We start from the raw sequence: 15,190 nt of genomic DNA, 5'->3' as shown, positions 1-15,190 counted from the left end.
TTCCACTGAAACTCCTTTTTTTTTGTAAAATTGAATAACCCGGCATAAAAAACTAAGTGTAAAAACTATGAGCGAAGAAGATAATATAAATAATTTAATACTATTAAACATAATCAAAGAAATTTCTCAAGATAAGCTTATAGACTTAATATATACAGAAAAATTTAATAGTTTTTTTAAGCAAGATGCGGCCTTAAGTGGCATGTTACCTACAGATGAAGAACTTTTAGACAATAGTGCCTTAAACAAAAGATTACACAAATCTCTTATAAAAAAACTACTTCCAAATACATATTCAACAATCTCAACACAAACAATAAGATTAAAAATAATACCTTTTGATGAAAAACTGAGCTTACAGGTAGATAAAAGTATTGAAATTAATTCCTTCTATATACAAGAGCTTAAGCTTTCTTTGGAAACTAGAGGTTTTTCTGGTTCTGTAGATTTCGTATATCCACACCAAACTGAATATAGTAATAAGCTCATGGATATATTTACAGAAGGGCTTCCTTTTCAACTTGAAATTTTGGTTAAACAAGAATTTTTCTTGAGAGATGACCAAAAAACATTTATTAAAGAAAATGGGAATTTAAGTAATGAAGAAATAAAGTTTACAGCATATTCTGGAAGCGTTGAAACGAGAGAAACTTTAATAAGGTCCCCAAAATTTGATCTGCTAAATAAAGGAGTAAATTCACCTTTAGTTAAATGTAATGGTCTATACAAAATAAGTTTCTGTGATTCAATGAGTTTTTTTTGGAAACAGCTAAAACCGGTGAGTGTGTATAGTGGTCAATCCTATAATGATATCTTTATAGAGCAAAATACTTCCTTTGATAAACTAGTCAAATTGACTTTTGACAAAAGTAGCGAGGCAACACTTAAACAAAAGTTACCTTTCATCTGTATGAATTGTGAAGATGGTTGTTATAAGGGTGGTTTTTTTGCTTATGTAAGCTATATTTTAGAACAATACAATTTGATGTTGTTGTACAGCTATTCTACCGATGAATATACAATAACTTCTGACTACTCTGGGTTGTTATCAAAAATTAAACCTATTAAAAGTATTTTAAAAGAAGATAAACAGCATATACAAGGTATCAAGCATATACATAATAAACCATATTTGGCAGAAAAAAGTGTAATAAATCTAAATCCAAAATCTGCAGATAAACACCAGCTAAAAGTTACTGAGTTAGATAACATACCTAAAACAATAGAGTCATTTAAACAAAACAATACGACACAGCATGATATTAATAATCTATTTAAACTAAAAATAGATAATTACCAAACTAAGTTAAAGAATAGGGTCGCAGCAAAAAACATTGGTTTGGAAATAAACTCTAGTTCTATTCCATGCTCATACTCGATTCTGCCATTACAAAACACTATTAGTTTAGCATCAGATGAGTGGTCTCTTATTTTAGGTAAGAATGATAAAAATATGGTTTTACATAAAGTTGAATTAAAGCTCGAAAAGACTCCTCTTTATGCAAAAAATGATAAAAGACATCCTCTTGCATATGAAGATAGGCAAGAAGGCAAAATAATAGAAGACAAAACCAGTTTTGAATTTGAAGATAAGCTTCTAAAAAATAGTAAACTTCCTTTAATGTTTAACTGCCACTCAAATCTGTTTTTATATAATAAGGAGCTATGGCCTGAACATAAAGATTACCCGGCTCCGAAAGCACTAAAAATTAGTGGATATATTTTCACTACAAAGTCAGATGATGAAAAAGCGACTCACACAACTGAACTTTTTAACTATACTGCAGATTCAAGTAAAAGCGTATCAGTAAATGATGACTATAGTAGTTTTGATAAGATAGCTACTTTAGATCCCAACGCAGCCAGTAGACCTAGATACCAAGTAAAAGTGGCTTCTCAATTATGGACAAAATTAACACCAGAAAATAAGAGATTTGTACCTGCTGATATGACCTTACTCTCATATGCAAACATGTTATTTTATTTAAAATCAGGTACAGAGGTAGAAGTTAAGTTATTCCAAGAATATGCAAACTTAACGAAAATAAAAAGCTACATTGCTCCAGAAGACATGTTTGCAGCTGGCGATAAAAAGCAAAACCAAGGAATAATCTTTGAAGATCGCAAAGAACAACTTACGATGATTCAAAATACTTATATACCTGGAAATAAAGAAAGCTCATTTAAAATAATCCACTGTCCTACAGACAATGGCTCTACATCAAACCTGGAGATGAATAATAAGTCGTTCAAAATAAGTGTAGATTGCAAAAAATAAGATTTTGGAGTAAATACATATGAACTTATATATCTTAATATTATTAGCTTTTGTATTAATTTTTATTGTTGCTATTATTATATTACTAGTTTTTAATATCAAAAATTCAAGAAAGTATCTTCCAAAATTTAGGGTAGGAAATTCCCTAAGGCTAAACAAAACTTTTAGACAATTATTATCTCAGGCTGACAGAAAAACAAAAAAATCTTTTAAAAATAAGGCTAATTTTTTTATTCATGTAAATCCATCAAACTCAAAAGTTATCGAAAGTGAGACAAATAAAACTTTAGGAATAGAATTATATAAAGTTCAAAGCACTAGCTATAATCATTATCTATCAGATCAGGCATATATCCTTGAACTAAATAATTTTAACGAAGACCATATATATAAAGAATTAGGAAAATTCTGCCATAAAATTAGTTCAATCTGTGGAAAAATTCCAACTATTGTTTATTCATTTGAGCATATAAATGTTAAAAATGAAACTTTTTTTTTAGAAGAGGTAAAGAGTTTAAGATCAGTAATAATTCAGCTAGCAAAAGCTTACAAAAAACTACCTAATTTTGTTTTAACTGTTGCTGATATTCAAAAGCATCCTAGCTATAATACTTTTATTGATTGTGTTGCAAAACATAACATCCCTCTATTATCACCAGCTTTAAATCCACAAAATATAAAAGAGGAGTTTGAGCTTTATCTTAAGAAGATAAACAATCTAGCAAGTAATCTACTATTTAAAAAGCAACCTCAAGAGTTTTTGCACTTTAGTTATTTTATCAACGATGTCTATAGTTGTTATAAATATTTTTTAGAAAAACTAGACTTTATAGATACAACAAAAGCTATTCAGAACGTTGCTTTATATCTTAACAACACTACAGCTAGCATTAACCAGAACCTATTTCAGGGAGATTTTAGTTATCAACCATACAAAACAAAAAATTTTAAAAAGGTGATATGGATAAGTATTGGATCGATGTCAACCATGCTAGGTATAATATTTACAGCTAATATTTTTAAGTACAAAAATATCATTAGTGAGTATAAACAAGAGCTTTTTACTATTCCAAATAAACCTACAGAAGTTATACAGACGACTAATCTAAGTAAAGATTCTATATTAGAAGTAAAAAGTAAACTGATAGATAGCTTTCTTTATCCAGATAAAATGTTAGAGCATGGAATTTATGTTAATGAAAGTGTAAAAATTCAGCATCAACTCTTAGAATTATTAGAAAATTCCTCATCCTCAGAAAATAGTATAGATAGGACTTTTGTCTTCTTAATGCTTATTGCACCTCAAAATGTTCTTTTGCAAAACCTAATAAAATCAAATATAAAAATATGGAGCTTAGTAACAAATATACCTGAAGATGCTATTACAACGTATGTTAGCGCTTCTGTACCAAAACTAAACGTAAATATAGCTACTAAGGATCTTAATGATTTAACATACCAGGATTTATTTGTTAATACCCATGTTTATGAAATGGCTAAATCATATGTGGTAGACAACAGCACTGTTAACCTAAGAACTTTACATATATTTTTAGAGGAGATAGATCTACCTGTAGCAAAACAACAAGTTATAAACATATTTATGGAAAAAATTTTTCCTAAAATGAAAAACTCTTTATCGGAATACAATAGAGAGTTTCTTGAAAATCTTTACAATAAGATCAAAGATACTACTAAAACTTCGGGTGAGCTTAAAGACATAAAAGGATTGGTCCCATTAACAAGTGATACTGGAGTAGACAATCTTCAGGCAGCTCTTGATTTGTTAGAAAAAACAAATAAACAATTAAAAAAACATTTACCTAATGATCTAAAAATAACAAAGCCAAGCTGGTACAAGGTAATTATGCAGGCGGTTTATAATGACATAATGAATAATCTTGTATTATCAAAGCCTAAACTTTTAGATAAAAGTACCATAAAGCAATTTGTGATTAATGTAGCTGATAATGGTAGCTATTATGGTAATATCTCAATGTTATATACTAAAATTGGTTTAAAAGAGATAGTATTACCAGAGATATCTTCTTATAAAAAAGTTATTAATCTCCTAAAAAAACATGGTATTAATAGTTCTGCTATTAATAACTACTATAATAATGCTTTACAAACGTATATACACAATTATAAAGAATCATATATTAAGCTTATAACTTCATATAAACATAGTATAAATCTTAACGATATAGTTTCTTCTTTGCTGCTTATCTCATCGACTAGTTCCCAGTTTAATAATATGTTAAAAACTCTTGTTAAGAACACGACTTTTGACAAAGAAGCTTTTAAGGAAATACCTCAATTAAGCGTAATTGATTCATATTTCCAAAATGTTAACAAAATGATTTCTAACCCTAATGATATAAACCAGTATAATCAAATAATAAGAAATATAGCTAATGAAATTAATAACTCTAATGACAAAGCTGATGCTATAAATAAAATAACTCTTAACTTATACACAAAATCAAAAGAATCTTACTTATGTAAAGTAAATTCTTTGCTTAAGAAAAACAATATAAGTGAAGAGAATTCTATTATTTTTACTGCTCCTTTGAAGAATATTATGAACTTTGGAAAACCTTATCTTATCAAATATAAAAGCAAACTTTGGAAAAAAGATATAGAATCAATAATTGATAAGCAGAAAGGGAGGTATCCTTTTTCAGAAAATCTTAATAAAATTGCTTCTCCCAAGGAGCTTACGGAAGTCTTTGGTCCAAAAGGAAAGTTTTGGAAAACTGTTGAAAAAGATATGTATGGAATATTTGAATACAAAAATGAACAATGGACAGCTAAAATTCCAGATCTATTTGGCTCTAACACTCAAAATATGATTAGTACCCTTAATAGTGTCCAAAAACTTACAAACTCTTTATGGGATAAATCTGGAAAACCAAAACCTTTAGACATCACATTAAACATAATGCCAACACCGAATACCCTTTTGGCAAATGATACTTTTATTAAAATGACTATCCTAAGTGCTGGTAATGAAAAAGTCATAGGAATTAGTACCGAACAGAAACCTATAACTCTAAAATATAAATGGTTTGAGCAGCAATCTAGCTCTGTGGGGTATATAGATAACCATGATCAAATTAACTCTATCGAAATACATTCAAGCTATTGGTCTTTTCTAAAGCTTCTTGATAAAGCAAACAAAGACAGCGACACATATACGTGGAAGCAAAATAACGTAGCTATCAAATTTAAAATCCAATTTAATAATGTATTTAAAATGCTTAATGAAGTAAATATTATGGAGAATATGTGATGAGAAAACTTACCTTTGGTGTAGCTATCGCTACATTAGCTTTGCTATCAAGTTGTACAACAACAACTATACCAAAAAACCAGTTTTACGTTAATTTAAAATCTTCTCCTCAGGCAAATGCGGGTAATAATTACCTGGTAGTTTATGAGCAACCTAGTTCTATGGATAAGATGGCTCAGGCAACGTATGACTCTCTTAGCAAACAAATCTTAGATAGTGACCATCAAACAAAGTTAGTTCATCCTCAGGATCTAACGGACACATTGTCGTTTAAGTCTAAGAATGAGCCTGGAGCTATATATTTTGTTATGAATATAGGAAAAGATTATAACACCTGGAGATATTATATACCTGACCCTGCTGGAAACTCATGGAACTGTACAGTAGATGATAAAGGGTATATAAGCTGTAAAGAAAGCGAGTAATGATATTATGGCAGATAATAATAATTTTTTTGAAATAACTTCTGATGATATAATCCTAAATGCAAATCAGAAAAGCATTTTGATTTTAAGTCAGAAAGATGAGTCAGCTAAATTAACGGCTAAAGAAACAACTATTGAGTGTAAGGATAAAATTACACTAAAATGTGGCAGTAATAGTATAGAAATAAATTCTAGTACAGTAATCATAAAATGTGGAGCAAGCTCAATAGAGCTTTCTTCTAGTGGTGTTACTATTAAAGGAACATCTATAAATCTTGGGTAATTAGTTTGAAAAAATAGTTACAAACCTAAGACTTGTAACCATTTAATCAAAGATATAAAACGACTTAATTTTTACTTGGCGTAAATAAAACTATTACTATCAGAGTAGTCCTTAAATTACTATAATTATTATCTATTAAATTATTTTCAAGGTATCGTTTTGAACGAAGACCCATGCAAAATTATCCTTTATATTTACTTTGTTTTTACATGGTTTATAAAATATAATAAATAATTTTTTATTTTTTTAAAAAAATAATTGAAATTTATAAAATTTATTTGTAATATATAAGTAAATTTAATCTAATAAAAAGGAAATGGTTTATGAAAAAACTAGGACTAATAATCGCATGTGCATTAGGCTATGCAGGTGCTTATGCTGACAATCATGTAGGTATTTACTTTAAAAATGATGTAAAACCAGAGAGTTGTAAAGGGGCTGAAACATCTCCTTCTCTATGTAACTTTAACTATGAATTAAAAGTTTATAACGAGTCTGGTAAAGAGGAGAGCTCAATTCATCTAGGTACTCCAGGTGAGCGAAATTCATGGGATGCTTATAATCCATATTCTCATTTATATGAAGTAAATGGACCTGTTGCTTATACTGCGAGGAATGGTAAGGCAGACAGAATAATCTTTAATATGCAATATTTTGATCCCTTGAAAAAGACTGTTGTGGAGGATGGTTTAGCTAGTAAACCGTTCGGTAAAGATCATTATTGTAATATAAAAGTGACTCCTATACAGGGAGTAGTATATACTTTAACTAGCAAGGGTTCCGGTTACGAAGCAATGCCGATTTTAATAGCTGATACAGGAGACGGATCTCCTTGCAGATTTGCTCTTACAGGATGGGGGTATTATCATTTATCCAATGACACATCAGATGAGTCCCTAGATGGAGAAGTAAATGGGGAAGAATATTTTAAAGCACATCCTGAAGAGTTAGTAAGGTTGAACCAAATATACTATGAAGCAACTGGTAGCTTACCAGAAAGACTTAAAAATAACTCAATAAAATAAGTGGATACTTTCTAGCTCTGAAATAACACCATCCTGCATTTAGATATTAGAGTATGTCAAGAGATAAAATTACTAACGCATTCGGCAGACAGTAACTTCTCTGACTGATACTTCCAATATATCAAACTTTCAGAATACAATCTAGCTAATAATCCTCTATATACAATAACCTTTTTATAAGTTTCCTTGCTTTAATAGGGTTAAATAAAACTGTGCTTAGAGATAAATGATCAGCCCCAGCATCTAGGTATTTTTGGGCATCTTCTAACGTGTATATCCCACCACCGCCAATTATAGTTATATTATTGCCAAACTCTTCTCTAGCTGCTTTTATAGCAGGAAGAGTATATTTTTGTAAAGGATAACCTGATACTCCGCCTTTATCAGTAGGAATCGTGTTACAAAGGTGAAAAGTTGTTATTCCAATCTCTACATATTTTCTTATCTTAGTGTTAATATCTATAGTTGGTGGCATTTTGATAATTATATTTCTACCCTCAAATAAATAAGCTAGTTCAGCTGGAAAATCAGCAATCCTAGCGTTAGGGCAACCTATATTAATTTCTATATTTTTATGATTAGCAAACTTTTGTGTTTCTAAAGTTGCTGCAAAGCTATGCCAGTCTGCTATCTCTAAAGCAGCTAATGAAATAATATCTTGAGATCTTTTCGGTGGTTTTATGTTTGCTAAACCAGGGTTACGTAAACCTATCTTATTACGCCAAGCATTTTTTTCTATTTTGCGAATTGTTTTTATAGCTTGTTTTATAAGGCCCCAACGTCTATTTACTGTAAAAGACCCATAGACATTAGAGGTTTCTTTAAATTTAATATATTTCCCAAATGGCGGCGAGATTATTATTTTCTTTAAGTTTTGATTTTGCATAATTTTTATATAAATTCTTGTAACTTAGCTATAATATTATCAGCTTTTAATAGAGGTCTTCCGACTATTATATAGTCAACTTCTAACTCTTTGGCTTTTTGCGGAGTTAAAGCATTAAAATGGTCATCTTTAGAATCTGATTCAAGTCTAACACCTGGCACATATAACTTAATTTTATTACCAAATTTAGCTTTTACATCTGTAACTAAATGTGGATGACATATAAAGTTTTCCACACCTAAATTCACGCATCTTTCAAACTTAACTAAACTATCTTGTTTATCAAAACTAGCATCACTACTTAGTGTAATCACTGCTAAAGGTGTAGCCTGTGTATCTGCATTAAGAGCTGCTTTTACCATCTCATCACTAGCTGTACCATGAAAAGTGAAATATTTAAAGTTTGAAATAGCTTTTGAATAATTTTCAATGGCTGTTTTAACAGTATTTGGAATATCGTGTAATTTAAAATCTAAAAATATATCTTTATCGCCTACAAGTTCATGAATCTCTTTAAAAGAAAGAGTAGAACATAAGATATGACCTATTTTTATACAGTCAACATATTTTGAAATAATAGCTGTTTTTTCTAAATCAGACTTAGAAATACCATCGGCTGAGAACATTATTTTCATATAATTTTTCTTAAAGTTAGTTATTAAAATAGTATTTTGTATTAGTATAGCAAACCTTGTTGAATATAACTAAACGGGTTTTTATAAAAAAGCTCATTTAAATAACCTAGATAAATAGGCACTAACTTTAAATCTTTATTTATATCTGATAAGGGACCTCTATTACAACGCGAGTATCACCTTGTTGACTTATACTTTTTAAACCCCATTTAAGCAAGAAAGCTCTTTGGTTATGCAACATCCCATGCCAAAATTTACGATTTTGCACCTTTGGCAAAACTATAGTTGATAATTGCTCATTGGAATTATTTTTATCACTTACTTTTACATACTTAATAAAATAATATACAAAAGATTGTATCTTAGGTTCTATAACTATAAGTTCATGTTTGATTTTAAATCTATCCCAATCTGCTTTTAGCTTTTCTGTCTCAATGTGGTCTATATTTATAGTTACTATATCTATATTAGTTGATATTGACATGGCAAATTCTATAGCTTTTAAGGTTCCCTTGTGTAAGCTTGATATAGGTATGATTATTTTTATATCATTTACCGCTTGTTTTTCTATCTCAAGCAATTCTAGCGAGGAAATTTCGAGACTTTTACTTACAGCTTTGTAGTGCCTGCTTATACCGCAAAAAAATGTTACCAAAATTGGAATAGCGATTAGCACGATCCAAGCTCCTTCGGTAAATTTAGATTCCGTTATTATCAAAACAGTTACAAATGTTGTTACACAGCCAACTAGATTTATCAAAGATTTTAGATACCACTTTTTAACTTCTTTTCTATTTTTATACCAAAAAATTAGTAAGCCACTTTGACACAATGTAAATGCTAAGAATACCCCTATAGAATATAAAGGAATAAGAGAGCTAGTATCTGCACTAAAAAGTATGACTAAACTTATAGCAAAAAGTCCCAAAATAATAATACCATTTCTAAAAGCTAGTCTTTCATCTTTATTTTTAAACTGTGCTGGTAAAAAACCATCCCTACTTAAAATAGATGCCAATATTGGAAAAGCTGAAAATGAAGTATTAGCAGCAATTATAAGTATCAGACAAGTAGCCAGCTGTAAAAAATAGTAAGCTAAACCATCCCCAAAAACACTATGTCCCAGCTGAGATAACTCACTTTGATCTACCAAAGGATGAATTTTTAGCTTATAAGATAAATAAGAGATGCCTGCAAACATAACTATTAATAAGATCATTAATATAATAAGTGTAATGATTGCATTCTTTTTTCTATCTGGACGGAATAGAGACACTCCATTAGCTATAGCTTCTATACCTGTCATTGCTGAACACCCAGAAGAAAATGCTCGCAAGATTAAAGTAACACTCAAAGTTTGGTTAACTACCACCAGATGTTTTGCAGCATTTGAGTAGTCAATCGGGTGTAAACTACCTGTAAATAAATTAAATGTTCCTATGCCTACCATAATTATGATGATTACTACAAAAGCATAGGTTGGCCATACAAGCGCTGTTGCTGTATCTTTTATACCCCTTAGGTTTACCCACACCATGAGGACTATCGCAAACACTGCCATTGAAGTTCTATACTCTATTAATCCAGGGAAAGCTGAAGTAATAGCTAAAATGCCTGCTGAAATACTTACAGCAACGGTCAAAACATAGTCTATAAGTAATGCGGATGCCGCTACTAATCCAGCTGGGATTCCTAAGTTTTCTTTAGCAACCACGTATGCTCCTCCACCATTAGGATAAGCATTTATAGTCTGGATATAACATATTCCTACAATCACAATTAAAGCAATAATAAATAAAGAAATGTGAAATGACATTCCCATAGCCACCACGCCAGCTACTGCTAAGGTTGCTAATATTTCACCCGTAGCATAAGCAACTGATGATAAAGCATCTGATGATAGTATTGGGAGGGCAAATTTTTTAGGTAAGGTGTACTTTTCTAATTCTGTTTTTGAGATTGGGTTACCAAAAATAATATTCCAAAACATCTTGTTTAATTATCTCTAGTTTGATTTATAAAAAGTTTGCTGATAATACTCCTAAAAATAAACTTAATCAAGTTCTTTATAGTGAGTTTGTGCTTTTTTTACATGTAAAAATACCTCAAAGGTTAGTTATAAGAGAGGCTTTAAAACATAAATAAACTATCAAATCTTTATATCATTTTACTTTATATCATTTTAGTTAAAACTGATGGTCAAACTCTAAAGCTTGACCTTTTTTATCACTTACTATTTTTCCTTGATGGTATTTTAGTATACCGTTTACAATAGTTGAGTGGATTTTTGACTGAAATGTATAACCTGCAAAAGGTGTCCAACCACATTTATAATGACAACTTTCATCAGTTATTGTATGTGGATTGTTCAAATCAACTAATACTAAATCAGCCATGTAACCTTCACGAATAAAGCCACGATTTTTAACTTTATAAACTATAGCAGGTGCGTGAGCTGTTTTTTGTGCTACTTGCTCAAGTGATAAGAAACCTTTATGGTAATGTTCCAAAACTGAAATAAGTGCTTGCTCAACTAATGGTAAACCAGCCGGTGCTTTAAAATATGTTCCTTGCTTTTCTTCCCAAGTATGCGGAGCATGATCTGTAGCTATCACATCTATCACGTCATTTTTAACTGCTTCTAAAAGAGCCAAACGGTCAGTTTCTTCTTTTATAGCTGGATTACATTTAATTAAAGCTCCTTTCTCGGCATAATCTTTACGTGAGAAAAATAAATGGTGTGCACAAACTTCTGCTGTAATTCGCTTTTGCTCTAGTGGTAACTCATTGCTAAAATGAACCATCTCTTCCGCTGTAGTTAAATGTAAAACATGTAGTCGAGAGTTATATTTTTTTGCTAAAGTTACTGCTAATGTAGATGATTTAAAACAAGCTTCACGTGAACGAATATCAGGATGTAAATCAAATGGTACATTTTCACCATATTTTTCATGGACCTTATCCTCATTTGCTTTAATCATAGGTGTATCTTCACAGTGAGTCACTATTAGTAAAGGACTATTAGCAAAAAAACCTTCTAATGTTTCTTGGTTATCTACTAACATATCACCAGTTGAAGCACCCATAAAAATTTTGACTCCACAGGCATCATTTGGTTTTAAACGCTTAAGCTCATCGACATTATTATTTGTAGCTCCTAAATAAAAAGCATAGTTTGCATGTGAACGTTGGGATGCTCGCTCTTTTTTTTCATTTAATCTTTCAATTATTGTAGTTGCTGGATTAACATTTGGCATCTCCATATAAGAGGTAATACCTCCCATTACGGCCGCTTTTGATTCGGATTCTATATCCGCTTTATGCATTAATCCAGGTTCTCTAAAGTGTACCTGATCATCAATCATACCCGGTAATAAATAAAGACCTGAAGCGTCTATAACTTTATCAGCTGTTTTATTTATTTGATTATTAATCTGGGTTATTTTGTCATTTTCTATGAAAACATCAGATTTAAAAATTTTTCCTTCATTTACGACTGTAGCATTTTTAATAAGTAAGCTCTGAGTAGACATGTTTTATCTCCTTTGAATGTTCTAGGAAATTGTAATCAATGAGGTTATAAATTTCTAGACTTAAAAACCCATGCGCGGATTGAATTAAAGATAGGGTCTTAGTAATTTCTAATTACTTCAAAAATTTCTTCTAATTTTTTCTGATCTTTTTCACCAACCTTAGATTCTACTCCTGAGTTTATATCATAGCCAGAACATTTAAGTTCAATTGCTTTTTTTATATTTGTAGCATTGAGTCCGCCTGATAAGATTATATTTTTTTTATCTTTTATAATACTCCAATCAAATGCTTTTCCTGTTCCACCTTTTTTATCATCTATTTGAGTATCTAAAAGGTGATAATCAACGTTCTCCAAAAACCTTGGAATTTCTTTGTTTACACCGTATGCCTTCCAGATTTGGCAATTTTTATGTAACTTAGCCTTTAAATCATCTACATATTGCTGATTTTCTTTACCATGAAGTTGAACCGCGTTTAATTTTAAACTATAAGCAAAGTCTACAATCTCACTAATATCAGCGTCAGCAAATACACCCACATAGTTTAAGCCAACTTTCTTAGTTATCTGTTTTGCTAAGTCAAAGTCAATACTACGAGGAGAATTTTTTACAAAAATTAATCCACCATACACAGCTCCAGCGTTATATGCCTTTTGGGCATTCTCTATAGACGTTAGACCACAAATTTTATTAAATCCATAAATTATTTTTCTTACAGCAAGTTCTAGATTGCGTTCTCCCATAAGGGAGCTACCTATAAGAAAACCATTAACGTAATTTTTTAAGTCTCTAACTTCTTTGTTTTTATAAATACCTGATTCGGAAATTATAATAGTATCTTTAGGTATCTTAGGAGCTAGTATTTTTGTTGTATTTAAATTTATAGTTAAATCTCTAAGATCTCGGTTATTAATACCTATAATTTTTGCTTTTAGATTTATAGCTCTTTGCAATTCATTTTCATTGCTTACTTCTGTTAAAACCCCCATGTTTAATCTGTTAGCGGTCTTTGCTAATTTTTTATACTCTTGATCGTCTAATACTGAAAGCATCAGCAGAATAGCATCAGCCTTGTAGTGTCTAGCCAAATAAATTTGATACTCATCTATAATAAAATCTTTACATAAAACAGGCTGGTATACTTGATTTCTAACTATCTCTAAGTTTGCGAAACTTCCCATAAAAAATTCTTCATCTGTAAGTACAGAGATAGCATTAGCATAATTTTTATATACAGAAGCTATTTCATTAAGCTTAAATTTCTTACGGATAATACCTTTAGAAGGCGAACCTTTTTTACACTCAAAGATAAATACGGCCTTTTCGGATTTTAAAGCTTTATAAAAATCTCTGTCTGTTTTAATAACTTCATTTTTAAAAATTTTTAGAGGAAATAATCTTTTTTTTGCAAAAAGCCACTTTCTCTTTGCTTGAACAATTTTTGCTAATATTGTTTCCATATTCTACTTCTTTGAGCTTTTTGTGACTATTTTAAACGAAAAAGAAGTAAATGTTGAATATTTAACTCTAGTTTCTTTTTGAGTTTAGAAATATTTGTGCTATTGCTGTGAAATTAAATTATATACTCGGAAACTATGATAACATCGGAACTTGTAAGTAACCAATTGCGGAGTATTAGTTATAAAATTGCTATCAGAATTTGATGACATATTGTTTATAGATAAAGAATATGTTTTTAAAAATATAAACAAACCTGATGAAAGCACGATAGCTATTGGACCTTTATTCACCTGTGTAGCATTTTTATTGATATGCTGTTTGGATGAAACAGACGATGATGAGATCATTCTATTTGCTGCTCACTTACAGTCGGGTGGGTTTGAATATAAAAATTTGGACACTATAGATAGAAATGTATCTAAAAAAAATATCCAAAAATTAGAGTATTATTATATTATTCCTGGATCTATTGATAAATTTTATGCAGAAGATATTGAGAAAATAACAGCTTTTCTAAAAAAATATAACGTAATAGTTCAAGGTAACGTAATTGAACTACGTAATGAAGGTGCTCCTACGCCGCTATTTATATATACTCATATTTCATTTCAAACTACTGAACTAACCTTAAGAAAAACTAATAGCGATTTAAATTTATACATATTTGACCTTATATATGAAGATAAAAACAAATATGAATGGGAAAAAAATACGTCTATTTGTAGGTGTTGTAAGAAAACAAAATTAAAACTATTTCACAGACACCATTGTAGGGTGTGTGGTAAGTCAATATGTGATAGGTGTGCCTTTAGAAAAAATATAATTGATAAACACATCAGACTAGCTATAAAGAATAACTTTACTCCTTCAAAGAAAAAAGCGGATGAAAACCTATTAGAAGTTAAAATTTGTGCCAATTGTATTAATATATACTTAAATGATGTTGGTGCTTTTAAGTGAGCTGATAGTGCCCTAAAGTGTAGCGGAGAATGTGTACGGTCCTGTCTTGCTTAATTTTTCTCTTTCTATTACTAGTAGTAAAAATACAACTACAACTACTTTCAGAATCTGATGTATAACAGTAAAACTCTAGTCTTTCCTTTAAAGTTAAACTAATAATGAAAATTTATTGAACTTTTATTATCACAGTTTCTATTAAAAAAAGATATCGCCTATCAAAAATGCCCTATATAAAATCATATTTTTAGCGTGTATGGTTAAGTGTCAAAGTATATAAAAACTGTTTGAAAAAGTAAAAACATCTGATGTGGCTAAATAAAAAGGTGGGATACCGAAGCCTAGTTTAATTTTTACATCGCAAGACAACGACGTTTTATAGCATATAATTTCTTATTAAATTGGGGATCAT

11 protein-coding genes are annotated in these 15,190 nt (G+C 30.1%); 6 read left to right on the top strand and 5 right to left on the bottom strand.

Annotated features, from left to right (window positions below; translation table 11 throughout):
- Positions 1-67 precede the first annotated feature (67 nt).
- From SD28_RS01180 to SD28_RS01160, 5 genes are all read left to right on the top strand, one after another.
- Complete coding sequence (locus tag SD28_RS01180) at positions 68-2,278, top strand: hypothetical protein (RefSeq protein WP_039123281.1); 2,211 nt, start codon at positions 68-70, stop codon at positions 2,276-2,278.
- Between the two features lie 19 nt (positions 2,279-2,297).
- Complete coding sequence (locus tag SD28_RS01175; protein WP_052251848.1) at positions 2,298-5,573, top strand: cation-binding protein; 3,276 nt, start codon at positions 2,298-2,300, stop codon at positions 5,571-5,573.
- A complete protein-coding gene (gene iglE, locus SD28_RS01170; RefSeq protein WP_039123279.1) occupies positions 5,573-5,998 on the top strand; it encodes a type VI secretion system lipoprotein IglE in 426 nt (141 codons plus the stop codon). Before SD28_RS01175 ends, iglE begins: the two co-directional genes overlap by 1 nt.
- A gap of 7 nt (positions 5,999-6,005) precedes the next feature.
- Complete coding sequence (locus tag SD28_RS01165) at positions 6,006-6,281, top strand: hypothetical protein (protein WP_039123277.1); 276 nt, start codon at positions 6,006-6,008, stop codon at positions 6,279-6,281.
- Between the two features lie 323 nt (positions 6,282-6,604).
- On the top strand, positions 6,605-7,306 hold the full coding sequence (locus SD28_RS01160; RefSeq protein ID WP_039123274.1) for a hypothetical protein: 702 nt from the start codon (positions 6,605-6,607) through the stop codon (positions 7,304-7,306).
- Between the two features lie 145 nt (positions 7,307-7,451).
- On the opposite strand, the gene SD28_RS01155 is transcribed toward SD28_RS01160, so the two are convergent.
- From SD28_RS01155 to trpCF, 5 genes are all read right to left on the bottom strand, one after another.
- The gene (locus SD28_RS01155; protein ID WP_039123272.1) at positions 7,452-8,192 is read right to left on the bottom strand and encodes a beta/alpha barrel domain-containing protein; all 741 of its coding nucleotides are present in this window, start codon (positions 8,190-8,192) and stop codon (positions 7,452-7,454) included.
- Between the two features lie 5 nt (positions 8,193-8,197).
- Positions 8,198-8,827, bottom strand: a complete 630-nt coding sequence (gene pyrF / locus SD28_RS01150) for an orotidine-5'-phosphate decarboxylase (protein ID WP_179943829.1) — start codon at positions 8,825-8,827, stop codon at positions 8,198-8,200.
- A gap of 139 nt (positions 8,828-8,966) precedes the next feature.
- Positions 8,967-10,817, bottom strand: a complete 1,851-nt coding sequence (locus SD28_RS01145) for an APC family permease (protein WP_039123270.1) — start codon at positions 10,815-10,817, stop codon at positions 8,967-8,969.
- Positions 10,818-11,013: 196 nt separating this feature from the next.
- On the bottom strand, positions 11,014-12,360 hold the full coding sequence (locus SD28_RS01140; RefSeq protein ID WP_039123269.1) for a dihydroorotase: 1,347 nt from the start codon (positions 12,358-12,360) through the stop codon (positions 11,014-11,016).
- Between the two features lie 98 nt (positions 12,361-12,458).
- Positions 12,459-13,820: a bifunctional indole-3-glycerol-phosphate synthase TrpC/phosphoribosylanthranilate isomerase TrpF gene (trpCF, locus tag SD28_RS01135; RefSeq protein ID WP_039123268.1), complete on the bottom strand. Its 1,362-nt coding sequence runs from the start codon at positions 13,818-13,820 to the stop codon at positions 12,459-12,461.
- 187 nt (positions 13,821-14,007) lie between these two features.
- Between trpCF and SD28_RS01130 the strand changes: the two genes are divergently transcribed.
- A complete protein-coding gene (locus SD28_RS01130) occupies positions 14,008-14,781 on the top strand; it encodes an FYVE zinc finger domain-containing protein (protein WP_039123267.1) in 774 nt (257 codons plus the stop codon).
- Positions 14,782-15,190: the final 409 nt, after the last annotated feature.

Source organism: Allofrancisella guangzhouensis, assembly GCF_000815225.1.
Lineage (GTDB): Bacteria > Pseudomonadota > Gammaproteobacteria > Francisellales > Francisellaceae > Francisella > Francisella guangzhouensis.
This window is presented reverse-complemented; position numbering and strand designations above follow the sequence as displayed.